This is a genomic window from Streptomyces sp. NPDC058678 (genome assembly GCF_042714835.1).
GTDB lineage: Bacteria > Actinomycetota > Actinomycetes > Streptomycetales > Streptomycetaceae > Streptomyces.
The window spans coordinates 1-26,456 of the sequence record NZ_JBHXSG010000095.1; the positions used below are offsets into that span (position 1 = coordinate 1).

The 26,456-nt window shown below is 69.3% G+C and carries 23 protein-coding genes and 2 pseudogenes; 13 read left to right on the plus strand and 12 right to left on the minus strand.

The window, feature by feature from the left end; all coding sequences use genetic code 11:
- Positions 1 to 472 precede the first annotated feature (472 nt).
- Complete coding sequence (locus ACFWWR_RS44030; protein WP_383875558.1) at positions 473 to 613, plus strand: hypothetical protein; 141 nt, start codon at positions 473 to 475, stop codon at positions 611 to 613.
- 638 nt (positions 614 to 1,251) lie between these two features.
- On the opposite strand, the gene ACFWWR_RS44035 is transcribed toward ACFWWR_RS44030, so the two are convergent.
- The 5 genes from ACFWWR_RS44035 to ACFWWR_RS44055 form a co-directional block, all read right to left on the minus strand.
- Positions 1,252 to 2,355 carry a PDR/VanB family oxidoreductase gene (locus ACFWWR_RS44035; protein WP_383875560.1) on the minus strand — a complete coding sequence of 368 codons (1,104 nt, stop codon included), beginning with the start codon at positions 2,353 to 2,355 and terminating at the stop codon, positions 1,252 to 1,254.
- A 23-nt stretch (positions 2,356 to 2,378) separates the two neighbouring features.
- Entirely contained in the window at positions 2,379 to 3,290 is a 912-nt protein-coding gene (locus tag ACFWWR_RS44040; RefSeq protein ID WP_383875562.1) for a metal-dependent hydrolase, read from the minus strand.
- A 79-nt stretch (positions 3,291 to 3,369) separates the two neighbouring features.
- The gene (locus ACFWWR_RS44045) at positions 3,370 to 4,293 is read right to left on the minus strand and encodes an alpha/beta fold hydrolase (protein ID WP_383875564.1); all 924 of its coding nucleotides are present in this window, start codon (positions 4,291 to 4,293) and stop codon (positions 3,370 to 3,372) included.
- Entirely contained in the window at positions 4,290 to 5,426 is a 1,137-nt protein-coding gene (locus ACFWWR_RS44050) for a hypothetical protein (protein WP_383875566.1), read from the minus strand. Before ACFWWR_RS44050 ends, ACFWWR_RS44045 begins: the two co-directional genes overlap by 4 nt.
- A gap of 4 nt (positions 5,427 to 5,430) precedes the next feature.
- A complete protein-coding gene (locus ACFWWR_RS44055) occupies positions 5,431 to 6,342 on the minus strand; it encodes an SDR family oxidoreductase (protein ID WP_383875568.1) in 912 nt (303 codons plus the stop codon).
- Positions 6,343 to 6,493: 151 nt separating this feature from the next.
- On the opposite strand from ACFWWR_RS44055, the gene ACFWWR_RS44060 reads away from it, so the two are divergent.
- The 3 genes from ACFWWR_RS44060 (at position 6,494) to ACFWWR_RS44070 (ending at position 9,773) form a co-directional block, all read left to right on the plus strand.
- Positions 6,494 to 7,135, plus strand: a complete 642-nt coding sequence (locus tag ACFWWR_RS44060) for a TetR/AcrR family transcriptional regulator (RefSeq protein ID WP_383875570.1) — start codon at positions 6,494 to 6,496, stop codon at positions 7,133 to 7,135.
- A 718-nt stretch (positions 7,136 to 7,853) separates the two neighbouring features.
- Positions 7,854 to 8,531 (plus strand): SDR family NAD(P)-dependent oxidoreductase, encoded by a 678-nt coding sequence (locus ACFWWR_RS44065; RefSeq protein ID WP_383875572.1) that lies wholly within the window; start codon positions 7,854 to 7,856, stop codon positions 8,529 to 8,531.
- Between the two features lie 597 nt (positions 8,532 to 9,128).
- A complete protein-coding gene (locus ACFWWR_RS44070; protein ID WP_384309873.1) occupies positions 9,129 to 9,773 on the plus strand; it encodes a GAP family protein in 645 nt (214 codons plus the stop codon).
- 404 nt (positions 9,774 to 10,177) lie between these two features.
- Here the strand turns inward: ACFWWR_RS44070 and ACFWWR_RS44075 are convergent, their stop codons facing one another.
- Positions 10,178 to 11,542 (minus strand): glutamate decarboxylase, encoded by a 1,365-nt coding sequence (locus ACFWWR_RS44075; protein ID WP_383875576.1) that lies wholly within the window; start codon positions 11,540 to 11,542, stop codon positions 10,178 to 10,180.
- Between the two features lie 343 nt (positions 11,543 to 11,885).
- Here ACFWWR_RS44075 and ACFWWR_RS44080 point away from each other — a divergent pair.
- A pseudogene (locus tag ACFWWR_RS44080) lies at positions 11,886 to 12,038 on the plus strand (IS110 family transposase); the annotation flags it as partial.
- Here the strand turns inward: ACFWWR_RS44080 and ACFWWR_RS44085 are convergent.
- A pseudogene (locus tag ACFWWR_RS44085) lies at positions 12,031 to 12,523 on the minus strand (hypothetical protein). The pseudogenes ACFWWR_RS44080 and ACFWWR_RS44085 sit on opposite strands and share 8 nt — an antisense overlap.
- Before the next feature lie 231 nt (positions 12,524 to 12,754).
- Between ACFWWR_RS44085 and ACFWWR_RS44090 the strand changes: the two are divergent.
- The 4 genes from ACFWWR_RS44090 to ACFWWR_RS44105 all read left to right on the plus strand — a co-directional run bounded on the left by ACFWWR_RS44090 (position 12,755) and on the right by ACFWWR_RS44105 (position 15,792).
- Positions 12,755 to 13,597, plus strand: a complete 843-nt coding sequence (locus tag ACFWWR_RS44090; protein WP_383875579.1) for a hypothetical protein — start codon at positions 12,755 to 12,757, stop codon at positions 13,595 to 13,597.
- Positions 13,598 to 13,685: 88 nt separating this feature from the next.
- The gene (locus tag ACFWWR_RS44095) at positions 13,686 to 13,862 is read left to right on the plus strand and encodes a hypothetical protein (RefSeq protein WP_383875581.1); all 177 of its coding nucleotides are present in this window, start codon (positions 13,686 to 13,688) and stop codon (positions 13,860 to 13,862) included.
- A gap of 297 nt (positions 13,863 to 14,159) precedes the next feature.
- A complete protein-coding gene (locus ACFWWR_RS44100; protein WP_383875583.1) occupies positions 14,160 to 15,011 on the plus strand; it encodes an arylamine N-acetyltransferase in 852 nt (283 codons plus the stop codon).
- 604 nt (positions 15,012 to 15,615) lie between these two features.
- Positions 15,616 to 15,792, plus strand: a complete 177-nt coding sequence (locus tag ACFWWR_RS44105; protein ID WP_383875584.1) for a hypothetical protein — start codon at positions 15,616 to 15,618, stop codon at positions 15,790 to 15,792.
- 75 nt (positions 15,793 to 15,867) lie between these two features.
- On the opposite strand, the gene fxsT is transcribed toward ACFWWR_RS44105, so the two are convergent.
- A complete protein-coding gene (gene fxsT, locus ACFWWR_RS44110) occupies positions 15,868 to 17,886 on the minus strand; it encodes an FxSxx-COOH system tetratricopeptide repeat protein (RefSeq protein WP_384309876.1) in 2,019 nt (672 codons plus the stop codon).
- A 555-nt stretch (positions 17,887 to 18,441) separates the two neighbouring features.
- Between fxsT and ACFWWR_RS44115 the strand changes: the two genes are divergently transcribed.
- Together ACFWWR_RS44115 and ACFWWR_RS44120 are read left to right on the plus strand one after the other, a co-directional pair.
- Positions 18,442 to 20,562, plus strand: coding sequence for a SpoIIE family protein phosphatase (locus ACFWWR_RS44115; RefSeq protein ID WP_383875588.1), 2,121 nt, complete (start codon positions 18,442 to 18,444; stop codon positions 20,560 to 20,562).
- A 385-nt stretch (positions 20,563 to 20,947) separates the two neighbouring features.
- Entirely contained in the window at positions 20,948 to 21,841 is an 894-nt protein-coding gene (locus ACFWWR_RS44120; RefSeq protein ID WP_384309894.1) for an alpha/beta hydrolase, read from the plus strand.
- A 288-nt stretch (positions 21,842 to 22,129) separates the two neighbouring features.
- Here ACFWWR_RS44120 and ACFWWR_RS44125 read toward each other — a convergent pair whose 3' ends face one another.
- Positions 22,130 to 22,741, minus strand: a complete 612-nt coding sequence (locus tag ACFWWR_RS44125) for a TetR/AcrR family transcriptional regulator (protein WP_384309879.1) — start codon at positions 22,739 to 22,741, stop codon at positions 22,130 to 22,132.
- A 212-nt stretch (positions 22,742 to 22,953) separates the two neighbouring features.
- On the opposite strand from ACFWWR_RS44125, the gene ACFWWR_RS44130 reads away from it, so the two are divergent.
- The gene (locus ACFWWR_RS44130; protein WP_384309881.1) at positions 22,954 to 24,009 is read left to right on the plus strand and encodes an aldo/keto reductase; all 1,056 of its coding nucleotides are present in this window, start codon (positions 22,954 to 22,956) and stop codon (positions 24,007 to 24,009) included.
- A gap of 225 nt (positions 24,010 to 24,234) precedes the next feature.
- Here ACFWWR_RS44130 and ACFWWR_RS44135 read toward each other — a convergent pair whose 3' ends face one another.
- Positions 24,235 to 24,474: a hypothetical protein gene (locus ACFWWR_RS44135; protein ID WP_384309884.1), complete on the minus strand. Its 240-nt coding sequence runs from the start codon at positions 24,472 to 24,474 to the stop codon at positions 24,235 to 24,237.
- Between ACFWWR_RS44135 and ACFWWR_RS44140 the strand changes: the two genes are divergently transcribed.
- Positions 24,473 to 24,583 (plus strand): TetR family transcriptional regulator, encoded by a 111-nt coding sequence (locus tag ACFWWR_RS44140; RefSeq protein WP_384309887.1) that lies wholly within the window; start codon positions 24,473 to 24,475, stop codon positions 24,581 to 24,583. The genes ACFWWR_RS44135 and ACFWWR_RS44140 overlap by 2 nt on opposite strands.
- Positions 24,584 to 24,703: 120 nt before the next feature.
- Here ACFWWR_RS44140 and ACFWWR_RS44145 read toward each other — a convergent pair whose 3' ends face one another.
- Both ACFWWR_RS44145 and ACFWWR_RS44150 read right to left on the minus strand, forming a co-directional pair.
- A complete protein-coding gene (locus tag ACFWWR_RS44145; RefSeq protein ID WP_384309888.1) occupies positions 24,704 to 25,801 on the minus strand; it encodes a hypothetical protein in 1,098 nt (365 codons plus the stop codon).
- Positions 25,802 to 26,024: 223 nt separating this feature from the next.
- Positions 26,025 to 26,456 (minus strand): SDR family NAD(P)-dependent oxidoreductase (locus tag ACFWWR_RS44150; RefSeq protein ID WP_384309891.1); only part of this gene is annotated, 432 nt, incomplete at its 5' end.

Consider the following 26,456-nt stretch of genomic DNA (forward strand, 5'->3'; position numbering starts at 1 on the left):
GCCCTGCCCTGCCAGGGGGCGGTGCTCAGGTCGTTCGGCGGGACCGATGCGGCGGGCGTCGTAGAGGTGGCCCTGGCACCGTGCATCCCACCGTGGGCGCAGTGGCTCACAGCCCGCCCCGACCGCCTGTTCAGCCGGGTGCGCCGCCCCGGGGGGCGCCCGCTGGGCGGAGCGACACACCGGCCAGGCCTTCGCGGTATCTGCCGACGCCCCCGTCCAGACCGTCGGACCGGGCAGCGCCCACGCCACTACGAGCGAGCCTGTCACGGTGCGGCCCTGCCCTCTGTAACCGAACCCGCATACCCCCTGAGCTGGGACACGGCTCGAACGGGAGACGGTGGCCCCGGCGCCTCGGCGGGTCGGGATGCGTGGCGGGGTCCGGCAGGTCAGGGGCGGTGGTCGGGGGCGGGCTGGTCTTGGGTGGCGGCCCAGGTGGACAGGAGGCGGAGAGCGTCGGCGCTGGGGGTTCGGGGTGCTGGAAGATGCCCGCCTGTACGCCACCGCCAACCAGCTCAACCGGCTGTCGCCCTTCCACGAGGGCCAGGACCTGCGCCGCAAGCACTATCTCCTGGTCCGCCTGCGGATTGACGCCCAGCCGGTCAGGCCCGTGTGACCTGTGTGCGCTCGCGTCACGCGGCCGCCTGGTCGCTGTCCCGGTGCGCAGCCCAGCCCTGCAGCGGTGGACCTCGACCCGGGCGCTTGCCCGGGCGCGGACCCAAGCGGGGTAGAGCTTGCCGGTGCAGTGTGCGGCGATGTGGTCGATCTCGGCCAGGCCCTCGCCCTCGCCCTCGGTCGATACTCCGGACGGCCGGCAAACATGCTTCCACGCCACGGTGCAGCGAGAGAAGGGGCAGAAATCGCTGGTCGCCCGCTTCGGCGGGACCCCGCTCAAGCGACGTACGAAGCCAATGTGCCGCCAGTCTGCCAGTGTCTGCCTGACCAAGTTGCCCTCGCGTCAGCACCGCGCACTGCCGGGACTGTCGCAACGGCTCGCTACGCTGGGTGATCCGCGACACCGGCGCGGGAAAGCGTCGGAGATCGGGGTGAGGATGAGCCAAGTGATGTCCCGTCAACCGTTCGCGCTGCGCGCGGGGGCCGGTCTGGTGGCTCGACTTGCCGCTGGATCTGGCCGGTGTCCTAGATGGACCGTCTCACCGTCCAGGCGGTGCGTCGCGCCATGGGTCGGGTATCAACCCTGCCGCTGAGGTTCCTCGCGGCGACGGCCGGGCCCTACGGGCGCTCGGCCATCGCTCACACCTCCAGCACCAGCCGCTCTCCTTCCGGTGCACGCGAGACGCAGGGCAGCATGGCGCCCTCCGCACGTTCGGTGGCCGTGAGCCGGCGGTCGCGGTGATCGACATGGCCATGGGCCACCCGTACCCGGCAGGTGCCGCAAAATCCCTGGCGACAGGAGAACGGCAGGTCCGGCAGGGCCTCGTGGAGAACATCCAGGGCGGAGCGGTCGCACGGCACTGGCAGAACCCGTCCGGTGTCGCCCAGCTGGAGTTCGAAGGGACGGCCGCCGGTGATCGGGGCCGGGGCGAAACGCTCGAAGTGCAGGGCTGACGCGCGGCTACCACCGAACGCGCGCCGAACGCCGTCGATCATGGGCGCGGGCCCGCAGCAGTACACCGCACCCGCCGCCGGGCTCAAGCTCAACAGGTCGGCTGCTTCGGGCACGCCGGACTCGTCGTCAGGACGGATGGAGACCCGGCCAGGGGCTGCGGCCGCGAGTTCGGCCAGCTCTGTCGCGAAGGGCATCGAGCCGCGGCTGCGGCCGGTGTGCACGAGCCTCCAGTCCAGCCCGCGCCGGGCGGCTTCCCGAGCCATCGGCAGGATCGGGGTGATCCCGATGCCGCCCGCGATGAGCAGGATGAATGCTTCGGCCGCGAAAGGGAAGGCGTTCCGGGGCCGCCCGGTGATGGCGACCCGCATACCGTCTCCGAGGGCGTCGTGCACCTCGGCCGAACCACCGCCGCCGTCGGCGATGCGGCGCACCGCGATGCGGTACCGGTACCGGTCGGCGGGGTCGCCGCACAGCGAGTACTGCCGCTTGCGGCCGGAGGGCAGGTGCAGTTCGATGTGGGCGCCGGGCTGCCAGGGCGGGAGCACTCCCCCGTCGGGTGCTGCCAGCCGCAGGGAGACGACATCCTCGGCCTCCTGGCGCTTGGCGGCGACCACCAGTTCCCGGATCACGGGCATCTCGGTGGCCGGCGGGCGCCTGGGAGGAGAGCTGCGCCGCGCGAGGCCCGTGACCGCGTTGTCGCTGAAAGCCGCCAGCTTCTGCATGAAGGAGTCGCCGCGCGGCCTGCCGTACAGGTCCGGCGGCCGGGTGACGGGTGTGCTGATGTCCATGGGATGCCTCACTGGTTTCCGGGTCATCGGGCAGCCGCTCGGGCAGCGGGGGACGCTGCCAGGTAGGCGACCGCCTGCTGGGTCGAGCCCTCCTGGGTCGGGTGGTAGCCGGGGCGGAAGTAGCGCAGCACCGAGCGGGTGAACGCGCCCGGTGGGGGCAACAGGTCCTTGCGGGCCGCGGCCAGGTAGTCGCGGAAGCGGACCTTGACCCGGTCGTCGAGTTCGGGGTCGGCGCTCATCAGGAAGCGGACTCCGCGGATCCACAGCCGGGTCAGCACCGGAGCGGTGACGAGCATGCCGACCACGCGGCGCCGGTACCGGGGATCGAGGTGCACCAGCAGGTCGAACGCGACCGAACGGTGTTCGACCTCCTCCGCGCCGTGCCAGCGGAACAGGTCGAGCATCGCGGGGTCCGCGCCGGCCTGGTCCAGGTGCCCGTTGCTGAGAATCCAGTGACCCATGTACGCGGTGAAGTGCTCGAAGGCCGCGATGAGGGCGAGTCGTTGGAGGAGGTGCTCGTGTGTGGCGGCCGGCGTCAGCTCCGGCCGGTCTCCGAGCACCCTTCGGAAGATCCATTCGGACTGCAGGGTGTACGGAGCCGGATCCAGCCCCTTGGTGAGCAGGTGCTCCAGGACCTCCTGGTGCGCCTCGGCGTGCATCGCTTCCTGGCCGATGAAACCGCGTACATCCTCGCGCAGCCGGTCATCGGTGATCAGTGGCAGTGCCTGCTCGAAGGTGCGCACGAACCAGCGTTCGAGCTCGGGGAGCATGAGGTGGAGCACATCGAAGGTGTGGGTCGCGAAGGGCTCACCCGGCAGCCAGTGCAGCGGGGTGGTGCTCCAGTCGAAGGTGACGTCCCGGGGTTGCAGCACCAGGTCGTGGTGGTCGATGGGCTCGGACGGACGCTCCGGGTGGGGATGTGCGGCTCGGAACATGCCAGGTTCCTCCGTCAGCGATCGGTGTGTGCGAAGGGGCGGTCAGGCAGTCGTCCAGTACTGCCGATGTGTCGGGCTGTCAGATCGGGTGCGCGGTGTGGTCCGGATCGCGGCGGGAGCCGTCTTCGACGCCGTCGGCGAATTCCGCGATCCGGGACGCGATCCCCTCGGGGTGGCTGAGCTGTACCCAGTGCCCTGCGTCGATCGGTCGCCGCTGTATGCGGCGCGTCCAGTGCTCCACTCCGTACGACAGCACCGGGGTGACGCAGAAGTCGCGCGTGGGGATGATGAGCTGAACCGGGACGGTGGTCGGCCGGTCCCGGGGACGCAGCAGGCGGGGCAGCATGTTGGCGCGGTACAGCGCGGTGCCGGACACGGCGTCGCGGGCCAGCGTCGGCGCAGGGTAGGGAGTGTGCCCGGGCACGCCTTGGGAGCCGGTGAGGAAGGCGCGCCAGCGGTGTCCCAGTGCTCTCCAGGTCAGGCCGGGCAGGAGCGGGAGATGGAAGTAGGCGATGTACCAGGACCGTGCGGCCTGCCGCAGCATCTTCGGCAGATCCGGATGCCGCGGCCGAAGGCGGGCCCGGATCAAGTGGCCGACGTGGTCCAGGCAGGGTCCGGAGATGGAGGTGAACGAGGCGATCCTCCCGGCCAGGCGTGTGCCGGTGACCGACTCCCAGGAGTGGATCGATCCCCAGTCGTGTCCGACCAGGTGCACCGGGCGGTCGGGGCTCACGGCGTCGAGAACCGCCTCCAGGTCGGCTTCCAGGCGGGACATCCGGTAGGCGCGCAGACCCCTGGGCCGGGAGGAGGCTCCGGCTCCCCGCACGTCGAAGGCGGTGACCTGGAAGCGGTCGGCCAGGCGCTCGGCGACCGGGCGCCACACGGCGCTGGTGTCCGGATAGCCGTGGACCAGCACCACCGGAGGAGCCGTGGACGCTCCCCATTGGTAGGCGGCCAACTCCACCCCGTCGGCGGCGATTCGGCGGGCGGCCGGGCCGGTCACCGGCCACCACTGGCTGCGGTCAACTCGCCGTAGTTCAGACCGCCGTGGAAGAAGCTGGGCAGCACCGGCCACTGCCGCTTGAAGTGGGCCAGCTCCGAGGAGGGCAGGATCTGCAGCCAGCGCGGATCACGACTGCTGGGGTCGGCGAGGGTCTTCTCCTTGACCATGGAGTCGTACTGGTCGAGAGAGTCCTCCAGGGTGTTGGCGTTGGGCACCACCTCATGGCCGTAGAACGCGGCGTGGCGGCGCACCCCGGGGATGCGGGAGAGCTCGGGCTGCCAGTTGTCGGCCGAGATGCCGTTCTCGGAGGAGACCCACACCCCGTCGGGGGTGTTCAGCACCAGGGAGTGGTTGCCGTCCGTGTGGCCGGGGGTCCACAACAGGCTGACGCCGACACCGAGTTCGACATCGCCGTCGAAGGCGGTGACGCGCTCGTCCGGTACCCCGTCCATGCCTCCGTCGACGTACCAGGCCCACTGCATGGGATGCATCGATTCGAAGGTGCCCAGTTCCCTGCGGTGCACCAACAACCGGGCGCGCGGGAACAGCGCTTCGCGGGGCGCCCGTTCGCCGGGAATGGTGCTGGTACTTCCCATGATCATGCGCACGTCCTGGACGTGCAGGTGGTCGAAGCTGACGAAGTCCACGTCCTCGGGTCGCAGACCGCAGGAGGGCAGGACGGTGTTCGGGTCGTGGTAGTAGCGGGCGAAGACGTGTTCGGTGAGGAAGTCCCCTGCCAGGCGCTTGAGCTGGTTGTAGAACGGCGCTTGAGCCGTTCCGGCGGCGACGGTCGGCTCCCACACCAGTGTTTTCGGCTCACCGTCGAAGCCGTCGAACTGCACGACGAGCATCCGGTTGACGATGCTCACGAAGGGGTTGACGGCTAGCGCGGCGCCGTGGAAGCCGAACCGGGTCGGGTACGGGGCGGCGGCGATGTCGAAACTGCGGACGGCGTGGATGCGGCCCTGCTGGACGAACCGCTCACGGTAGGTGGCCGCGGCGCGGCGCACGGCACGCAGCCGGTCACCGCGGGGCCATACGTCGTGGACACCTTCGAATTCGGGGATGGGACGCGGAGCGGCGGCGTCCTGGGCCTTCTTCGCGCTGGGCGCCGGCTTGGGCGTGGTGGTCACGGGCTCATCCTTCGGGATGGCGGGCGGTCCGGGTGCGCTGCTCGTAGGCCGCGCGGACCGACCGGTCGGACAGGGCGGCGAGCTGGTCGGGGACAAGGAGGTGATGCAGGGCGTCGCGGGCACGGCCTGGCAGCAGCGCGGCCAACCGGGTCAGGGCGGCCACCCGGCGTGGAACGAAGACTTCGAACCGCGGGCGCAGCACGACGTCGAGCACCGCGTCGGCCACCTGATCCGTCGTCAGGCGTCGGGTGGGGCCGGTCGCGGTGCCCACGGCCAGCTCGGTGTCCACGACGCCGGGCATCACCAAGGACACCTGCACGCCGGTGCCGCGTAGTTCGGCGCGGACGGCTGTGCTGTAGCCGTGTACGGCGTGCTTCGTCGCCGCGTAGGTCGCCTCGCCGGCCGGGGCGACCTTGCTGGCGGCGGAGGCGATGTTCACCACGTGGCCGCGACCGCGTTTCCGCATCCCCGGAATCACGAGTTTCATCCCACGCAGCACGCCGTGGACGTTGACGTCGAACTGGCGCAGGGCGGGTTCCTCCGGTTCCTCCTCGAAGGGGCCCACCCACATGATTCCGGCGTTGTTGATCAGTACGTCGATCGGCCCCAGCTGGGCCTCGACGGTGCGCAGGAAGTCTGCGAAGGAATGTGTGTCGGTGACGTCGAGAGACAGCCCGAGCAGTCGGCCACCGGGATGCGCGCCGATGGCACCAGCCGTCTCCATGGCAAGCTCCGCGTCGAGATCACCGATCGCCACGGCGGCTCCGGCTGCGGCGAGCCGGGCTGCGACAGCACGCCCGATTCCGCGGCCCGCCCCGGTGACCGCGATCACTCGGCCGGTGAGCGGTTGTGTGCGGGGGAGCCTGTCGCGGTCTCTTCGGCTGAACGCGTACGGGTACCTGGGCGGTGCTGCCACGGTCGAGCCCCTTCCTTGCCCTGAGCATGAGCGGAACGCCGAGGGCAAGCGGCCCTCACCCGCGTCTGACACGATGCCGTGTCAGATGAACTGACAAGCTAGAGTGTCAGTTCGGAGCACACCGGTGTCAACACCTCTGCGAAGGGGAGAAATGACCGGCACACAGACCGCCGGGCGGCGCTACGGCGGACGCGACGCGGCGCAACGACAGCGGGAGCGCCGCACCCGCCTCATCCAGGCGGGCCTCGACCTGTTCGGCACGGTCGGATACGCCTCGGTCTCCGTCAAGCAGGTGTGCTCGCATGCCGGACTGACCGAGCGCTACTTCTACGAGTCGTTCCGCGACCGCGAAGACCTCCTCGCCGGGGTCTACAACGAGCTGATCGCCACGATCAGAACCGAAACCGCGCAGGCCGCAGCCGCTGCCGCACCCGATGTCGACGCCCAACTGCGCGCCGGCCTCGAGGTGTTCATCCGCACACTGGCCGGCGACGCCCGCAAGGCCCGCCTGGTGCTCATCGAGGTCGTGGGTGCCAGTCCCCGCCTCGAAGTGCGCCGCCGTGAGGTCCTGCACGAATTCGCCGCACTGATCGCCGCCGTCGTCGGACCGCTCCCCGGGCCGGAAGCCTCCTCCAACCGGCTCGCCATGACCGCGATGAGCCTGGTCGGCGGAGTCAACGAACTCCTCGTGGACTGGACACTCGGCCACCAGAACGCCACCGTCGAAGAACTGATCGACCTGTGCTACACCCTGTTCATCGCGGCCTACCGAACCATCAGCGATCAGCCCTGATCACGCAGGCCCGGATTCCTTCGGGAGGATTCTGCACCGGACGGCAGCCCACGCCCCCTGATCAATGTGCCCGGCGCACACGGAGGCCCTGTTTCGATCAGGCAGGCCGGCGAGAACCATTGCACAAGAGCGCAGGCATGGCGCACCCGCTGGCCAGCGACTGTCGGACGGGTTCCATGCCCATCAACCAACCGGAAGCAGCGCAAGGCGATCGGGCTGAGCAGCCGCGAAGCATGGCGGGCCCGTGGCGTCGCGGGAGCTGCTTATCGATTGGGGATCACTCACCGCCTGCGCCCCCGCTGGAGCGCCCCCGGGGCCCGGCCCGCGCCGGACCGACCCTGCCGCTGTAGTTGGGCGCCCGCAAATGCCCAGGCCCGCCAAGTGCAGGGAAGTACGGATCCGCACTTCGTTGAGCACTTCACGCGAGGAGTTCGTCCGGCGGACCACGGCAGCCATGAAGACGCTCAGACCGTCACGCGTGAACACCCGACGTGCGGCAGCCATGATCCGCCCTCGGTTGCGCTCGGCGTCGCTGCGCAGCGGCGTCGTCGGGGTGCTGGGAGCCAGGGGTCATACCGGCCGGCCAGCAATCGGATTGACCTATCCACTTTGAGTGCTAGTCTGGCTTCAGCGAGCCGGATAGGTCTATCCCGTTCACGAATCGGATAGACCTGTCCGAATTTCTCGCTTCCCTACCGAGATCTTCGAAAGGATCGCTGTGACCAGCATCGCCATCATCGGAGCCGGCCCTCAAATGGGGCTGGCCATCGCCCGCACCTTCGGCTCACAGGGTTTCGACGTCGCCCTGATCTCCCGCAACCGCGAGAAGCTCGACGGCCTCGTCGGCACGCTCACCGCCGAGGGCATCACCGCCGCCGCGTTCCCCGCCGATGTACTTGACCATGACGCGCTCACCCAAGCCCTCAAGGACGCCGCCGCCAGGTTCGGCGGCATCGACGTCCTGGAGTACTCCCCGCTCGCCATGGAATCCACCGTGCTGGCCACTCCGGCCGAGAGCGACCCCTCCCATATCCAGCACGAGATCGAGTTCCAGCTGTACGGGGCCATGGCCGCCACCAAGGCGGTGCTGCCCGCGATGCGCGAGGCCGGCGCTGGCACTCTGCTTTACACCACCGGCGCCGGCTCCCTCGAACCACTGCCGATGGTCGGCAACGTCAACGCCGCCGCAGCGGCGCTGCGCAACTGGGTGGTCAACCTGCACAAGGAGCTGGACGGCACCGGTATCCAGATCGCTCACGTCGCCATCGACGTGGCGCTCGGCGGCGTCTCGATGGACCCCGCGCTACGGGCGGCCACGCCCGAGGCCGTCTCCTCCGTCTACTGGGACCTGCACACCACCAAGCGCGACCAGGCCGAGATCGTCTACAGGGGCTGAGGCCGCTTCGCCTCCCGCGCCGATCCTTGATGACGCCGCGGTGCGGCATGCCGGACCGCGGCGTCATCAAGGAGAAGCATCCGCTCCGATAATCGGGTTCCCGTAGATCGTGCAGGACGGTGCCGGCAGCGGCGTTCGCAGCGGCCGACGTCCTGAAGACCACCGTCCCGCGAGGGCGCCCGGGCTCAGCCGCAGCTGCCGTGCTTGGTGAGCGATGTCGCGGCCCCGGCGAGATCGGTGTTACCGATGGAGACCTCGAGCGTCACACTCGTGCGGCCCGAGCTGCTGGTCGTCCTCGTTCACCGCCGGACGCGTCGGCAGTGTCGCCCCAGTGGCTGTGTCGTCGCCGTCAGCAGCAGCAGCAGCAGCAGCAGCAGCGAAACGTACATCGACCTCGAAGCAGGGGCCAAGCCATGTTCGCCCGGGAATGGCAAGCCGGGCAGCCGGTGCCGCCGTGCGGGCGTGGCCTGCTTGACCGGCCGGGCCGCCGCCTGCAGAGTCGGGATGCGGTACCGCAGCAGCGCCGCCTCACTCTGCCGACCGGTCCGTCCGTCCACAGGTGGCAGATGGCCCTGACACCCAGGAGCGACTGATCCGATGGTCCTCGACCTGGTTGTGATCGGTACGGCTGTCACCCTGGGCCCTTTGCACAACAGCGCCTTCATCCTGCTGATCTCCTCGCGGCGCGGCGTTCGCCAGGGCCTGGCCTTCCTGTTGTCGTGGCTGGCCAACCTGATTGTGGTGATCGCTTGCGTGGTGCTGCTGACCGGCGGTCAGCCCCCGGCCCGTAACAGCGCGCCTTCGACCGCCGCGATCGATGCGAAGCTCGCCATCGGCCTGGCACTGGTGCTGTACGGCGCACACCGGTACCGCCGACCGCCCCGCCCGCACGGCCCACCACGCTGGGCCGCCCGGATCGACAACGCCTCCCCTGCCACGGCAGCCGGCCTGGCATGGCTGCTGCAGCCCTGGGCACTGGTCGGCGCCGGCGCCGCGACCGCCGTCGACGCCAACCTCTCCACCCTCGCCGGCTGGCTCACACTGACCGGCTACTGTCTGCTGGCCACACTCAGCCTTGTCGTCATGGAGATGTACGTGGTCTGGGCGCCCGCGGTCGCGAACGCCCGGCTGAACGCCCTGCGGAGCTGGCTGGAGCAGCACCAGGAGCAGCTGATCGTCACGCTCTCCCTGCTCCTCGGCCTCGGGCTGACGGCCCGGAGCATCGCCGAGCTGGTCGCCTGACACGGACGGCCCCCTCCCGCGGTACCGGATGATCGTCTGTAGCTTCAGGACCCGGTCGTCACGCCCGAGAGGCTGATGGGTGGGGCGCCGCGCAGCGAGGAGGTGCGGGGCCGCGGCGGCCCGGAGCCTTGCAGGCGGCGCTGCTGCGCACCATGAGCCGGCACAAGCTCCCGACGTGCATCAACTTCCACCAGCCGGACCATGCCCCGAGCGCTCTGCGTTGAGCCGGCGTGACGGGGACGACAGTCGGGCAGTACCGATCCCCCGTATGCGGCAAGGCCACAGCCCAGCGCCCCTTGCTTCGCGGGGAGTTGCGAATGGTGCTGGTGATACGTCTTCAGCGCTGGAGTCGTCTGAGGTCGCCGCCAGCCGGTCGACCGAAACTACCCTTCCGCCTCCGTGCGTCAGTAGCCGGTGCCGCGCTTGACCTGAGTCCGCTCGATCCCGTGGGCCGCACCCTTTGCGTCCAACGTGCGACACGCGTCGGCAATGTCCTGACTCAGGTGATCGATCTGCTCGCGGCTGAGAGTCTCCTTGACCAGGGCGCGCAAGATCTTCACCCGCTCCGCGTTGGGCGGGAGCGTGTACGCCGGCACCATCCAGCCTCGCTCGGCCGAGAGCTGCCAGGCGATGTCGGACTCGTCGTAGGCGTGTTGGCCGGCGAGACGGAAAGCGACCAGCGGCAGCTGCTCGAGTTCGCCCCCGATCACTTCGAAGCGGCCGCTGCTACGCAGGTTGTCCGCCAACGCGCGAGCGTTCTCCTGCATGATCTTCATGACGTAGGTGTAGCCCTGGCGACCGAGCCGCACGAAGTTGTAGTACTGCGCGAGCACCATCGACGCACCCGTAGAGAAGTTCAGCGTGAACGTCGCGTCGGTCTTGCCCAGGTAGTTCTCGTAGAACACGAGGTCTTTGGCCAGGTCGGCCTCCTCGCGGAAGACCAACCATCCGATGCCGGGGTAGACCAGGCCGTACTTGTGTCCCGAGACGTTGATCGAACGGACCTGCTCGAGCCGGAAGTCCCATTTCGAGTCCGGGTAGAGGAAGGGCCACACGAATGCGCCGCTGGCGCCGTCGACATGGATCGGGATGTCGAGGTCCCGCTCTGTGCGGACGTCCCGCAGGAGCTTGTCGATCCCGACGACATCGTCCTTGTGGCCGGTGAACGTGGTGCCGAGGACGGCGACGACGCCGATCGTGTTCTCGTCGAGGTGGGGCTCCACGTCCTCGGGGCCGATCGTGTACTTGCCCTCGGCAAGCGGCACGATCCGCGGCTCGACGTCGAAGTAGCGGCAGAACTTCTCCCACACGACGTGGACGTCTCCCCCGAAAACCAAGTTGGGCCGGTCGATCGACAGGTTCGCTGCCTGGCGCCGCTCGCGCCACTTCCACTTCAGCGACAGCGCGCCGAGCATGATCGCCTCGGACGAGCCCTGGGTGCGACATCCGGTCGTCCTGCCCGGTGCGTGGAAGAGGTCGGCGAGCATACGCACACAACGCTGCTCGATCTCGGCGGTAATGGGGTACTCCGCATGGTCGATGAAATTGCGGTGGAGGTTCTCGGCGATCAGCCGTTGCGCCTCCGGCTCCATCCAAGTGGTGACAAACGTGGCGAGGTTGCGTTGTGGGTCACCCTCCATGGCGAGATCCACATCCACGAGCCTCATTGCGTCCGTCGCGGCCATGCCTTCCTCGGGGAAGGTCTCCGAGGGAGCCGGCACGGTCAAGAATCGGTTACCGAAAAGAGCCGCATCATCGCGCTTGGTCATGCAGCGATTCAAACAGCGTTGGAGCCTGCCGCGGGCGAGGGACACACCGAGACGGAACCGCGCGCCGGTCACGAATGGGACCTGCCGCGGAGTCCCTGACGGCCCCTGGGCCGCAGCGCGACGGGACAGCGACGGGACTCTTTCCACGCCGGGACACTCCGCGCATCCCCCTGATCCGCAGTATGCCCAGGTCGGACCATCCGTGATCACGCGCCTGCTGGTGCTCGTCGCACCTCGGCTGACGCGACGGCCCATGCCCGAGGGACGGGACCCCCTCGATGGAGGTGGGTGACGGTCCTTGCGCGGGTGCCTTCTTCCAGTCCACCCTCGCCGCCCTGGTCGACCCGGCCCCCGGGCCTACTACGACAAGGAGATCGCCCAGGACAAGCACCACACCCAGGCTGTTTTCTGCCTCGTCAGACGCCGAGCCGACGTCCTCTTCGCGATGCTCCGTGACGGCACCTTCTCCACATCACGTCCGACCACGGTCAGCTGATCTGCGGTTCCGCCAGCAGGACCACCTGGTCGGACTCGACATCGAATCGCAGCACCGGATGCCTCCGGTCCCAGTCGCCTTCGGGCGTCATCACCACCGGCTTGCCCAGTCGGCGCCCGACCGCACGAAGAAATCCGCACAGCACGTCCAGCCGCTCCTCCCCCCTGCAACTCCCTCAGGTCCACGTCGAAACCGATCTCGTCAGCCGACTCCAACCGAAAGATCGCCAATACGTCCGGTGCCGGCCAGACCCGCAGGTCCGCGCACTCCGCATCAGCGGGCCGCGACAGCACCTCGTCAGCACGCGGCAGCGGCATGACCACGCCACCTTCGGAGCACTCACTCCGCCAGCCACTCGCAACGATCAGATCGAAGACCGCCTGCCAATCCTGGACCACAGTTCCCGTGACCCACACATCCGGAAGACGCCCCTCCCGCTCAAGGTCGAAGAAACCCTTCACGTCTTCCCACCGCAGCTCGGACACCAGGCATTGCTGACATCAGCCCGAACACATAGGCACAGGATTTCCTTGGCCGAACCGACAGGGCACCAGATGCGTCGACGAAGCGGCTGCGGGCATCGCGCAGGGTGGCGGTGTCGGGCTTCGACCTGCTCGGGCTGTCCCGCCCGGGCACCATGCCGCATCCTGCAGCGGCGGCTCGGCGGGCGGCGATTCGCTCGTCCTCGATCCTGTTTGAGGTTCTAGGCTCGCCCCGTGGGGCAACCTGAGCAGCGCGCCGAGGGCGCGGGACCGTTCACCACCCGGCTGACCTGGCATCTTCCGGAGGGCGGCACCGCCGTGTGGGAGTCCCGGCTCGCACGGCGGCGTGGGGTGCTCTCCGTCCGTCCCCCCAGTGCGGCGGCCACTCGGCACATCCGTGCGGACTCCGCTTCCCTCACCCGGCTGCGCCGACTCAACGCCATCGCCGCGATCGCCTTCGTCATCGGCGGGGCCTTGTTCGCAGCAGGCGCTGCCGCCGCCCAGTTCGGCTCCGGCGACGCCACCGAGTGCGCCTCGATCTACTTCGCGGGCGGCCTGTTCTTCACCACCGGCGGGTACGTCTCGCTGCTCCAGGTGACCAACGCACCCCGCCACGTCGCCGGCGGCGAAGGGCGGTTGGTCACCCGGCGCTGGCGATGGTGGAGCTACGAGCCGACGCGGGTGGACTGGCTGAGCACGTTCGTCCTCTTCGCGGGCACGCTTGTCTTCGCCGTCGACCTGCTGGACTCCTTCCTGCAGGGTCTGAACGTCCACCAGGTCAACCGGCTGATCTGGACGCCCGACGTGATCGGCTGCGTCCTCTTCCTGCTCTCCGGCCACCTGGCCTTCGTCGAGATCTGCCACGGCCGGCTCTGCGTCCGGCTGCACAACTTCGGCTGGTGGATCGTCGCCGTCAACCAGCTCGGGTCCGTCTTGTTCATGGTCTCGGCGCTCGCTGCCTACACCCGCCCCGCCACCGGCAGCCTGGTCAACGCCGACATCGCCAACTGGGGCACTCTCGCCGGCGCCCTGTGCTTCTCCCTCGCGGGCATCCTCCAACTCGGCGAACACTCATAGGGCTCGGAGAGGTGACACTGAACAACCGCCGCACCGGCACGGGCGCAGTGCACGTCACGAAGCCTGCCAGCGGCCGTAGTGCAGAGAAGTGACCAGACCGAAGCTGATCGCACCGGACCACACCGTTCGCCATCGCCTCCACCCGCTCTCCGAGCAACCAGGACGCCAGGGCCAGATGGTTGCCGACCGCCACAGCGTGTGGGCCCTGCCAGCGGAGTTCACCCGCCGCCACGACTGCACCGACGTCCTGCACACCCACCCCTGATCCTGCTCGCCGGCCACCTCGACCAACATGGCGGCCCCATCGACTACGCACGCCGCCGGGCTTGTTCACTGAGCCTGCGCCAACTTGAAGTCGCAGGTCACACGGCTGGTGTGACCGGTTTTCGGGCTGCTTACGCTGGTCGCGTGGGCGACAGTCTGCGGAGTAGATCGTCTGGAGCCGTACGAGCTGATGGAGGAACCACGACCTGCTACTCCAGCAGGATTGTCCGAGGGCGGGATGTGGGACGGGCGGTACCGGCGACTAGGCTGATCATCCGTTCGAATGGTGAGGGGGAGCATGATCGACGTCGACGGGTATCTGGCCGTGCTGGGGGTGGCCCGGCCGGCGGCCCCGACCGCCGAAGTGCTGTGGGCACTGCACCGGGCACAGGTGGAACGGGTCGCCTACGAGACCCTAGACAACCAACTGGGACGGCCGACGGGCATCGGCGCCGAGGAATCCGTGGCCCGGATCCTGCGCGGGCGCGGCGGCTACTGCTTCCACCTCAACGGGGCCTTCGCCGCGCTGCTGACGGCCCTGGGCTACGACGTGACGCTGCACCGGGCCGGGGTGCAGGACGAGGTCGAGGACCCCGAGGGCCCGGGCGGCGACCATCTCGCGCTCACCGTGGGGCTCGACGGCGAGCGGTGGCTGGTCGACACCGGGCTCGCCGGCGGAATGTACGAGCCACTGCCGCTGCGCGAAGGGACCTACACCCAGGGGCCGTTCACCTACACGATGGCCCCGTCGGTGGTGGTGCCCGGCGGCTGGCGGTTCACCCATGACCCCCGCGGCGCCTTCACGGCGATGGTCTTCGCGCCGGAGCCCGTGGAGCTGTCCTCCTTCGCCGCGGAGCACCACCGACTGTCCACTTCCCCCGAGTCCGGATTTGTCCGGGTCCTCCAAGCCCAGCTCCGCGACGCCAAGGGCGTGGACATGCTGCGCGGTTGTGTTCTGCGCCGGATCGACGCCGAGGGCACGTCCGAGCGGACCATCGACTCGGCCGACGACTGGTACGACGCACTGGCTGACGTGTTCCATCTGAACCTGACCGACGTCGCCGCCCCCGCGCGGGCGGCGTTGTGGCACCGCGTCGTCACCGCACACCAGGAGTGGGAGGCCGCGGAGCAACGTGCAAGAACGCTCTGACGGGACGATGGGGACGATCGGCTCACCGGTTCCTGCTCACCCAGCGACCTCAAGTTGGCGGCAACTCACTCCGCAACCTTGCTTTGTCGCCCGGTAGGACTGGCTGGACCTGCAGCGCCGCCTGCGTGCGAACCACACCCCGGAGTCGTCGGTCCGCAACGGTGCCGCCCTCGCCGAATCCGCCTGACGGCACTTGCCGCTCGGAGCCAGAAGCACCCGGTATCACCAGAGGGCGGTGTCTGTGGGATCTGGAAACTCCCCAAGAGGCTGCGGCGGGAGCCCCGAGGGTGGGACAACCTCACCGGTCGGCCCTGCCCACGACGCCCGACCGGCCGACGCTCTCGCTCTCATCCTGGTGGACGGCGTCCGGACGCAGAGGACGACGCCCCGGTCGGCCGTGCGTCCGGGCTGGGGACCGACGGAGCGCTCCCTCGTACCGTCCTGTTGGAGGAGTGATCGTGCGCGGTCATGTCGAGGAGGACGATCGCGTGATCCTCTCGGGAGTGCCGGGTTCGGCAAGTACGAGGGGTGCGGCGCCGGCCGTTCTGGCCCTGCGGCGGGCCCTGGAGGAGCATGGGAGATGAGCGACCAAGGGAGGCCCGCCATGAAGACCGCAGCCTCGGAATACGACCGCTGGCTGTACTCGCACACGCCCTCCCAGGCCGAGGGCGAGCGCGATGAACCGGCTGAGCGTGCGGCAGAGGAGCAGCACCCGGACGTCCCCCGAACCGAGCCGTCCCAGGCGGAGGGCGAGCGGGTGGACGACGTCCGGACCACATGACCGCCGATAGACGATCAGTGCACAAGGAAGGGCGGCGCGCCTTGCTGGTCTACTCCGGGATCACCTGGAACGTGATCAACGGAGACGGTTGACCAGAGCGAATGCATCCTCGGTCTTGGGGTGGGTCTTGCCCAGCTGGGTGTGCAGGATCTGCGCACCCCGGCGCGCGAGGTCAGCTGCGGCCCGGTCGTTCAAGGCGTGCAGGACTCGGGCCTTGAACAGCAGGGCGTACCCGATGTACAGGTGATCCGGCGCGTAAACGGCCTCGCGGATGCGCAGCGACCGCGAGATCAGCGGCACGGCCGTGGCGTGGTCCCCGAGGTCGACGTGGACGTTCGCCAGTGCTATCAGGTCGAAGCTGACGTACGGGTCGTCCGGCCCGTACGCCGCCTCGTCGATCTGGAGTGCCCGTTCGGCCAGTGGCCGAGCCGCCGCGTGTTCGCCCAGAAGGCACAGTGTCCGCGCGAGCGTGGCGAGGTCCGTGGCGATGAGGGGACTGTCGGCCGGCAGGCTGGACTCGTGCAGGCGCAGCGCGCGTTCCGCCAGCGGGCGTGCCCTCTCCGGCGCGTCGAGGTCCCGGTGGATCTGCGCCAGGGTGATCAGGTCGAAGCCGACCTCCGCGTCCCGGCCCTCGATCGACTCGTCAATCGCGAGGGCACGTTCACACAGGGACAGCGCCAGCGAGTAGTCCCCGATCTGGATGAGGAACGTCGACGCCAGCCTCAGCATCACCGCCGTCTCCGCGGCGCACTCGGCCGGTGGATCGTTCTTGGCCACCGCGAGGACGTGCGGGAGCAGTTCCTGCCACCGCGGCCGCGCGTCCGGGTCACCGGGGATGTCGTGCGGCACGGCCGCGAGCAGCGCACGACACAGCTGTACCCGAGCGCCAGTGTGCACCTCGTCCGGCATCGCGGCCCGGACGGCGGCCTGAACCAGCCGGTGCAGCACCAGGGACGCGTCCCCGCGCCTCGCGAGACCCAGACCGGCCAGGGCGCCCACCGTCGTGTCCCACGCCGGCGGGTCGGCTGGGACGCCGTTCAGCATTTCGGGGCTGCCGGTGAACAGATGCAGCGGGATCGGCTCCGGCGCCAGCAGGGCACACAGCTCCAGCAACCGCACCGCCTGGGGCTGGTCCATCTCCAGCCTGCTCACGCTGAGCTGCCACAGGGTCGCGACCACCACCGTCGGCCGGTCGGCCAGCTCGCCCCGCCCGATCATGTCCTCCAGCCGTGACGTCAGCAGAGTCAGGTACTCCTCGGGCGACGTGTGGTTGTAGCCCATGTACCCGGCCGCCTGCTCCAACGCCAGTGGCAGGTCCCCGAGTTGCTCGGCGATCCGTTCCGCCACCGCTGTGGTCATGCCGGGCACCCGCCGGACCAGCAACTCCACCGACTCCCGCCTGGTGAACACATCCAGATCGACGACGTCGGCTCTGCTCGACCAGCCGCTCACCCTGGTCGTGACGAGGACATGGCCGTTGCTCGCCCGGCCGCCCGACGGCAGCGCGTGCGTGAGCGTGCCCGGCTTCTCTCCGTTGTCGAAGATGATCAGCCAGGGCCTGCGGTCCAGCAACTTGCCGTACACCCGTGGGATGACCTGGTCGGAGCTCACCTCCGTCAGCCCCAGCTCCCCGGCCAGCGATACGAACTGCGACGCCACCAGATCGGGGTCCTCGGCGTCCACGAACGCGACGAACCGGTACTTCGACTGGTAGCGGTAGGCGTACTCGACGGCGAGCTGGGTCTTGCCGACCCCACCGAGCCCGTGCACAGCCAGCATCGCGACGTCGTTCACCGAGGTGAGTCGCTGCCGCAACTCCCGCAGCATGGCGTCGCGGCCGGTGAAATTGGTGTTGCGCGGCGGCAGCCGGTACGCCACGGGCGCGAGCGGACCCTGCGCACGGTCGCGGCGCGGCGCCTGCCAGAGCCCGATGAACGCCAGCGGAATCAGGACGAGGAGCACCGCCCACGGGTGGACGCGCACAAAGTCGAGCGGCCCCGGCCAGCGGTTCTGCCCAGACGCCGCGTTGAAGGCAAGACTGCCGACGAACAGCACGAGCAAACCGGCCACCACGCTGGCCAGCCTTCGCCACATGGCTCCCTCTTCGGTATGACGGCGACCGTGACGATCAACAGCCAACGTGATCTTATCCGAGGAGCCGCAGCGCCCGGGGGGGATTCGACGAACATCAGCGGACCGGCGGCACGGAATACGACGCTGGCGAAAGAGGTAGACCTCACCTGGCCATGGATACGGCGGCGGTGGACCTCGCTCGCCTCCCCTGCCGCCGGCGCCTGCTCCCACTCCCCCGTGGTACCCGCCGCTCGGACGGTGCCGGCCGCGGACCATGCGGCCGGTCATCTCCGTGACGGGCTCAGGGATGGCACACCCCGGCGCCGCGGGTCGGCTGGTGCGCCATTCCCTCGTCGGAGCCCGAGGCTGGAACCGTTGCTGCTGTCCGCTGACGAGCGGGCTGTGTGGGAGCGGTGGACGCAGCGGGTGACCTCAGAGGGTGAGACCGGTCCGGGCACTTTGTGATCTGGTGCTGCGGGGGGACCATGGAAACCGGCGTCGCGTGCAGACGCCGTCGGGACGCGCTCCGGGCCGGCGGTGGCTCACCGGCGCGGGCCGGCAGAAGGAGCGCCTGCGATGAGCCAATCCGAACGGCCTCCCGCGGACACCGGCCTGCCGGAGGGTGAACCGACCCAGCCGAGCGGGCTGATGGACCTCCTCAGCGTGGCGGCGGTGCTGCTCGACGCAGACGGACGGATCGTCCTGTGGAGCCCGCAGGCAGAGGAGCTGTTCGGCTACAGCGCCGAGGAGGCGCTCGGGCAGTACGCCGCACGGCTGATGGTTCGCCAGGAGCACTGGGACTGGGTGATCAAGAAATTCGCCGAGGTCATGGAGACCGGCCAGAGCTGGGGCGGCACGTTCCCCATCCGGTGCAAGGACGGCAGCACGCACGCCGTGGAGCTGCGCAACATGCGGCTGCTGAACGATCGCGGCGACTTCTACGCCCTCGGGCTGGGTACGGACTCCCCCACGCTGCGCGAGCTGGAGCGGGAAGTCGCTCTGTCCACCCGGCTGATCACGCAGTCACCCGTCGGTGTGGCGATCCTCGACACCGATCTGCGGTACCTGACCGTCAACCCCGCCCTGGAGCGTATCCACGGCATCCCGGCCGCGGAGCACGTCGGCCGAAGCTACCGCGAGATCTGGATCGCCGCCGAGTTCGAGGCGGCCGAGGCCGCGATGCGGCAGGTCCTCGAGTCCGGGGTTCCGTTGGTCGACCGGGCGCCCATCGTCGGCCGCACGCCGGCCGACCCGGAGCACAAGCACGCCTGGTCGATCTCGGTGTACCGGCTGGAGGACACCCAGGGCCGTGTACTCGGGGTGGCCGAGCTCGTGGTGGACGTCACCGAGCGGTACGAGTCGGCCCTGGAGGCCAGCGAGACGCGGCGCCGTCTGGCCCTGATCGCCGACGGCTCCGCGCGCATCGGCACCACCCTGAACGTCGAGCAGACCGCACGGGAGCTGGCCGAAGTCACCGTTCCCGCCTTCGCCGACGTGGTCGCGGTCGACGCGCTCGACTCCGCCCTCGACGAGCACCGCCGCGCCTCCAGCACCGGCGCCCCCGCGGTCTTCCGCGCCCTCGCGGTGAAAGCCGCCTACCCCACCGACGCCGTCCGCGCCGTGGATCCGCCCGGTCACCTCGCCACGTACGACGCCGACCGCCTGGCCACTCGCTGCATACGCACCGGCCGGCCCGTCCTGGTCCGCCACACCAACGGAAACGACCTGACGCACATCGCCCGTGACGACCACGCGGCCACGCTGCTGGCGCGCGCCGGAGTGCACTCCTACATGGCCGTCCCGCTCACCGCCCGGGGCACCATCCTCGGCTTCCTCGGGCTCACCCGTGCCCGCGATCCACGGCCCTTCGACGAGGACGACCTCGCCATCGCGAGCGAGCTGGCCTCCCGCGCAGCCGTGTGCATCGACAACGCCCGAGCGCACCAGACCGTCCGCAACGCCGCCGAGACGCTGCAGCGCAGCCTGCTGCCGGACCACCCACCCGATGCTCCCGGCCTGCAGGTCGCCTCCCGCTACCTGCCCGCCCAGGCCGCCTACGAGGTCGGCGGCGACTGGTACGACGTCCTCTCCCTGGCCAACGACAGGACAGCACTCGTCGTGGGCGACGTCATGGGCAGCGGCATCGAGGCGGCCGCCACCATGGGTCGCCTGCGCACAGCCACCACCGCCTTCGCCGACCTGGATCTCGACCCCGCCCAGGTCCTCCAGCACCTCGACACGACCACGTCACGGCTGGAGCAGTACATCGCCACCTGTGTCTACGCCGCCTACGACCCCCACCGCGCCGAGTGCGCCATCGCCAACGCCGGCCACCTGCCCCCGGTGCTCGTGCGGGGCGGCCGGCAGCCGCAACTCCTCGACCTGCCCACCGGCACCCCACTCGGCGTCGGCGGTGTTCCCTTCGACACCACCACCGTCAGCGTCACCCCTGGCGACCAACTGGTCCTCTACACCGACGGACTGGTCGAAACCCGCCACCACCCCATCGACGAACGCCTCGACACTCTCCTGCGCCTCCTTGACACACCGGCAGCCACCTTGGAGGAGACCTGTAACCGGCTCCTCGACGGCCTCAGGACACCCGGCGACCGCGACGACGTCGCCCTGCTGATCGCCCGCGCACACCCCTTCACGCCCGACCGGGCGCACCACCGCCCAGGTACGGCCACCGCGTGATCATCCGGGGCGTGTGGACTCGGTGGGGTGCGGGTGGGTCAGTCATCTGCCCGGACGAAGACTGGCTTCGGGTGATTCTCCGGCAGCGCGGTCGGCAGGACCTCCCCATGGATGACGTCGAGACGACCTCCCCGGGGGCGACCGCCGCCGCGCCGCGGTCCGCCACCGTGCGCGTACCGCATTCCACCGGCCTACGCACAGGTCAGTGACGCGACGTCCAAGCCGAGGTTTCTGCCCGCCTGTCATCACGCGCCACCCTTCGGCATCTCAGCCCGTGGACTGACCCTTCCCACAGGATTCTGGCGCCACTGTTGCGCTACGCAAGACGAGCCTCCATTATCAGGAATCCTGTCATTTTAAAGTTGCAGCGATGAACGGACACACCATGCCCTTCAGTCCCCGAATCCAGGCCAGAGCGATCCAGTTGCTGTTCGGCGGCGTGATGGCCCGCGTGCACAAAGACCTGCGCTTCACCGACATCCCGAAGCGCGTGGAAGCCATCCGAGTGGAGACCGGCGCCGGCCCGGTGACCTGCACCGTCTATCGCCCGTCAGACACGGCAGGGGCCCTCGCCCCCGTGTATGTCAACTTCCACGGTGGCGGCTTCATCGTCGGCCGCCCCGAGCAGGACGACCACATCTGCCGCTACATAGCGGCCAGAGCCGGCTGCGTCGTGATCAACGTGGACTACGCCGTCGCCCCGCAACAGCCGTTCCCCGCCCCCGTCACCCAGGCGTACGACGTCGTCGCGTGGGTGGTGGCGAGCGGACCCGCCAACAACTGGGACGGCTCGCGACTCGCCGTGGGCGGACACAGTGCGGGGGCCAACCTGACCGCCGCGGTCTGCCGCACGGCACGGGACCGCGGCACCTTCTCCCCCCTGCTCCAGATCATCGACTCCGCTCCGCTGAACCAGCTCGCCGACCCCGCCACCAAGCATTCCCCCATCGCCAAGCCACTGCTCAACCCTCATCTCATGCGGGTCTTCACCGCCGCCTACGTTCCGGATCCGGCCGACCGGGCCGATCCCCTCGTCTCTCCCGGTTTGGCCGACGACCTCGCCGGGCTGCCGCCCGCCCTGGTCATCACGGCGGAGCACGACCGTCTGCGTGACGAGGGCGACGCCTACGCCAAGGCCCTGGACGCCGCCGGCGTCGATGTCACCCACCGCGTCTTCGAGGGCGTCGACCACTACTTCACCCACACCGGCCCGGTGTCGGCCGGCAAGGAGGCCATCGAGCTGATGGCCACCACTCTGCGTACCGCCCTCAGCGCCTGAACCTAGAAACATCCTCACCCGAGTCCGGCGTGGGCGGCTGTCCCGATTGCGGCGCGCCTCTGTGCTTGTGGGTGTCGTTGGGGTGGTGTGACACCTGAGGAGATGGCCGGGGTCCGGGAGGAGTCCGTTCGAGGATGTCGATGACCACTACTCGCTGCAAGTACCGGGGTTGTAGTCCGCAACAGTCGTCGCTGGCGCCTCCGTCGGCCATGGGCAGCCGAGGCCGCCGTCGGGCGACCGCGATGTTCGTCACGGAGGGTGATGACCCCACAAGAGCGGTCGCCGACCTCAGCGCCTGGATGCCGGGCCGATGTCGGCGAGAGCGGCATCGACCAACGACTCAGCGATGGATCGCGCGCATGCGCGGGTGTGGGTGCTGTTCAGTGCCGTGCCGCGTGCGGCGGCGCCGTCGAAGAGCAGTGCCAGCTGCTCACCGAGGGTTTCCGGGTCTGACGCCCCGGCCTGCCGTGCGATGTCGGTGAGCCGACGGGCGAACTCCCTCTTGTACGCCGCGGCCAGCCGATGGGCGGAATGCCCGGGGTCTGGTACTTCGACGCTGACGTTCAGCAACGGGCATCCCCGGAACGGAGCGGTCGTTTCCGGCAGCTCCGTGCCGAAGATGGCGAGGAGCTGCTCACGCAGGCTCGGTGTCTGTTGAGCGGGTGACGGGGGGACGGGCAAGAGATCGTCCACCAGGGACTGCAGGTATGCCCCGACGAGCTCGTCCTTGCTGGGGAAGTGCGTGTAGAGGGTGCGTTTCGATACTTCGGCGGCGGTCGACAGCTGGTCCATCCCGGTCGCGTTGATCCCCTGCGCCGTGAACAGCTGGGTCGCCGCTTTGAGGATCCGTTCCCGGGCGCCACGCCCACGACGCCGACGTACGGGGTGAGATTCGGTCACGCCCTTAAGGATACCGATCGTTTTACATAAGCCGGTGGGCCAGCTACGGTGGAGGCTTAAGTAGACCGATCGTCTTACTTAGCCATGCCCGCATCGCGGTCTACGCGAATGAGCGGTTCACCGACCCCGCACCCGTCCAACGTCCGGACCGGCGCCTGACCCACCACCGTCCGCGCCGACCATCGATGCGAAATCAGCACCAAGGAGACCTGATGCGTTACACGACCTTCGGACGACAGACCGGACTGCGCGTCTCCGAGTACGCACTCGGCACGGGGAACTTCGGCACCGGCTGGGGTGCCGGTGCCGAACCGGACGAAGCGCGCCGGATGTTCGACAGGTTCGCCGAAGCCGGAGGAACGTTTCTCGACACCGCGGACGGCTACCAGTTCGGCGAGTCCGAAGAACTGGTGGGCAAGTTCGTCGCCGCCGACCGGGACCACTTCGTCCTGGCCACCAAGTTCACCAACGGGGCGTCCCCACAGCCCGGCATCTCCAGGACAGGTAACAGCCGCAAGAACATGGTCACTTCGCTGGAGGCGAGCCTGAAGCGCCTCGGCACCGACTACATCGACCTGTACTGGGTCCACTTCCCCGACGACCTCACACCCATGGAGGAGATCCTGCGCGGACTGGACGACCTGGTCAGCTCCGGCAAGATCCTCCACGCCGCCCTGTCCAACTTCCCCGCATGGCGAGTCGCCAGGGCCGCCACCCTCGCGGACCTGAAGAACTGGGCACCGGTCACGGGCATCCAGGTCGAGTACAGCCTTGTCGAGCGGACCGCCGACCGCGAGCTGCTGCCGATGGCCGAGAGCCTGGGACTCGGCGCCGCTCTGTGGTCCCCGCTCGGCGGCGGACTGCTCACCGGCAAGTACCGCCGCAGCGACGAGGGGCGGCTGACCGATCTCAAGGCGGTCATCCACACCGAGAGCACCGAACAGAAGACCGCCGTCGTCGACACCGTCCTGGCCATCGCCGAGGAGTCCGGCGCGACGCCCGCCCAGGTGGCGGTGGCCTGGCTCCGTGAGCGTGCCGCTCAGGCGTCCACCCCGTTCATCCCGATCATCGGCCCGCGCAACCTCACCCAGCTCGACGACTACCTGGGCGCTTTGGACGTCCAGCTCACGCCGAAGCAGTTCGCACACCTGTCCGACGTCAGCGCGATCCCCCTCGGAGTGCCCCACGAGGCGACCGCTCGCGCTCGAGACGCCGTCCAGGGCGGTGACGCCTCCCTCGTCACCCAGCCCCAAGTGCCCGTGTCCTGAGCTGCGGATCCTGTCGCCGGCGGCCCCATGCCGCCGACGCCACTCTCCGTCCCGCGTCGTGCGCACGATTTGGGGCGGTGCCGTTGGCCTGCCGCGGCACGTCACCGAGATCACCGTTGCGGGCCGGCCCATCGGTGTGGCAGATCCTTCATCGGAATCTTGCCGGGCGGGGGGACATCGATGTCGGTATCCCGGTCATGGAACACAGGTCACCGACTGAAGCGATCAGTTGGGCTGCTCGGCATCCAGCAGTGCGAGGGCGTTGCGGATGCCCTGTTCGAGGAGTTGGTCGGCGAGTTGCCGGTCGGTCAGGGCACGGGAGAGTTGCAGTGTCCCGGCCATCCTGCCGAGGAGGCCGAGTGCTTTCAGATGCGCCGACGGCGGATCGTGGGGTGCGAGGCGGGCGGCGAAGCCGTCGATGAGGACGAGTGCGCCGTCGGTGTAGGCCTGAGTCGCCACGCTCATGAAGGACGCGGGCCTGACCAACGGCACCTTCTACGCCTACTTCCCCTCCAAGGACCAACTCATCGCCACCGCGGTCGCCGACCAGAGCCGTCGATGCCGTTGCGCTTGAGCCGGCGGCCGGCCGTCGTGATGATCCGCTGCTTCGTCTCCTGTTTGTGTTCTTTCGTGTACCGCACGATGTGTTCCTCCATTGCAGCCGGGGCGTGCGCCCCGGCTGCCGCTGGTCGGGTCAGTGTGCCGCGCCTGCGAGGAGAGCCGGGAAGTTGATCCTGGCGGTCTGCAGTTTCGGGTCGTGGGGCTCGGGGACCCCGCCGTCGGTGATGTACAGCCGGTCGCCGCGGACCGCGGTGGCGGAGGGTGAGGCGAGACCGTCCGCGCTGGTCAGGACCGCCTTGTAGGTGCCGTTGGGGTAGATCACCACGACCCTGTCCGGGCCGTTCTGCGAGGAGGAGCCGTTCTGCGCCGCGAACACCACATCGGAGCGGGGGGTCAGGAAGCTGAGATCGTCGATGTTGGGCAGGCCGCCCGCGACCTGGCGGATGGGACCGGGCGCGCCGGTGGTGGTGGTGACCGGTACCCGCAGCAGGGTGCCCTTGTTGAAGTTGCTGACCCACAGGGCGCCGTTGTGGAATCTGAGCCCGTTGGCGCCGATCGGCAGGGCTTCGGTGGGCACCGGCGCGAGAGCGGCATCGGTCAGCCACGGGGTCGGCGATCCGCCCGAGACGGGAACGGACCAGATGGTGCCCTTGAGGCTGTCCGCGATGTAGAGGGTGCGTCCGGCCGCATCGACGGCCAGCCCGTTGGGGCCCGAGTCGGCGGGCAGGGCGGCGACGCGCTGCGGGGTACCGTCCGGGAGCAGCTTGTACACGCCGTTCCTGTCCGCGTTGCCCGGGGCCCACAGCGCGTAGTAGACGGTGCCGTCGCTGCCGCGGGTGTTGCCGCTGATCGCCTCGCCCACCTGCCCGGTGGCCAGCACCGTGCGCTGTCCGGACGCGGAGATGTGCATCAGCTGCGGCCCGTGGGTGCGCTCGCACACCGCGCAGCTCCCGAGCATGGACAGGGTCACCGAGCCGTCGGGGTTGGCGGTGATGTTCTCGGGGATCTCGCCGGCGGCGAAGTCGAACGTCGCCGCGGTCCGTACGTCGGTGACAACGGACCCGCGATACGAGTGTCCCTTCCCGTCTCCCGTCCATGCGGACGCGGACGGCGCCGACCCCAGGACGGCCGCCGTCGCGGTGACCGCCAGCACGATCCCGACGTTCTTCTTCAGAAGACGCCGTGCGCCCGATGCACCGCGCCGGGCTGGGTGCTGGCGTTGCTGCTGCATGACTCTCCTCGGTAAAGCAACGAGTGACTGATCAATGGACTTTCGGCGACATCAGCGATGCCGGGTACATCGGAGGCATTCGGGCGGAATCGGCGCCCTTGAAGCCGGACCGGAATGTCACGGGGGCAGGCGGTTGTCCTCGCGGCCTTCACCGCATCCGCTGTCGCCTTGTCGAAGGCGCGCCGTCGCTTTCGGGCGGGTTCGGGTACGTGAATGGTGAGCGTCAGTTGGGCATCCGGTTGAACCTGCGGACGATGCGGTCGAAGATCCGGGCCGGAAGGACGCGGTGGAGCACGCTGATGCTGGCGGCCGTCGAGCCGGCGGTGCGCCGCAGTTTCGGGTTCTTGTCGGTGGCCGCCGCGACGATCACCTTGGCCACGAGGGCGGGGTCGTCGCCGCCGCTGGTGTTTTTCGCCAGTACCTCGTCGAAGGTGCGCCGTCCCGACGCGTAGAGCGGCAATGGGGTGTCGCCCTGCACGCTGTGGTCCCCGAACGGGGTGTTGATCGGGCCGGGCTCGACGAGCAGGATCCGGACGCCGTGCTCGCGGACCTCGTGGTCCAGCGACCCGGAGTAGCCCTCGACCGCGTGCTTGGTCGAGGTGTAGATGGCCATGAACGGGCTGGGGACGAACCCGCTGAGGGAGGAGACGTTGAT

Coding starts and splice junctions, on each gene's coding strand:
- ACFWWR_RS44035 (WP_383875560.1), bottom strand. CDS start 2,355: ATGGACATCAGCACACCCGTCACCCGGCCGCCGGACCTGTACGGCAGG.
- ACFWWR_RS44040 (WP_383875562.1), bottom strand. CDS start 3,290: ATGTTCCGAGCCGCACATCCCCACCCGGAGCGTCCGTCCGAGCCCATC.
- ACFWWR_RS44060 (WP_383875570.1), top strand. CDS start 6,494: ATGACCGGCACACAGACCGCCGGGCGGCGCTACGGCGGACGCGACGCG.
- ACFWWR_RS44070 (WP_384309873.1), top strand. CDS start 9,129: ATGGTCCTCGACCTGGTTGTGATCGGTACGGCTGTCACCCTGGGCCCT.
- ACFWWR_RS44075 (WP_383875576.1), bottom strand. CDS start 11,542: ATGACCAAGCGCGATGATGCGGCTCTTTTCGGTAACCGATTCTTGACC.
- ACFWWR_RS44100 (WP_383875583.1), top strand. CDS start 14,160: ATGATCGACGTCGACGGGTATCTGGCCGTGCTGGGGGTGGCCCGGCCG.
- ACFWWR_RS44105 (WP_383875584.1), top strand. CDS start 15,616: ATGAAGACCGCAGCCTCGGAATACGACCGCTGGCTGTACTCGCACACG.
- fxsT (WP_384309876.1), bottom strand. CDS start 17,886: ATGTGGCGAAGGCTGGCCAGCGTGGTGGCCGGTTTGCTCGTGCTGTTC.
- ACFWWR_RS44115 (WP_383875588.1), top strand. CDS start 18,442: ATGAGCCAATCCGAACGGCCTCCCGCGGACACCGGCCTGCCGGAGGGT.
- ACFWWR_RS44120 (WP_384309894.1), top strand. CDS start 20,948: ATGCCCTTCAGTCCCCGAATCCAGGCCAGAGCGATCCAGTTGCTGTTC.
- ACFWWR_RS44130 (WP_384309881.1), top strand. CDS start 22,954: ATGCGTTACACGACCTTCGGACGACAGACCGGACTGCGCGTCTCCGAG.
- ACFWWR_RS44140 (WP_384309887.1), top strand. CDS start 24,473: ATGAAGGACGCGGGCCTGACCAACGGCACCTTCTACGCCTACTTCCCC.
- ACFWWR_RS44135 (WP_384309884.1), bottom strand. CDS start 24,474: ATGAGCGTGGCGACTCAGGCCTACACCGACGGCGCACTCGTCCTCATC.
- ACFWWR_RS44145 (WP_384309888.1), bottom strand. CDS start 25,801: ATGCAGCAGCAACGCCAGCACCCAGCCCGGCGCGGTGCATCGGGCGCA.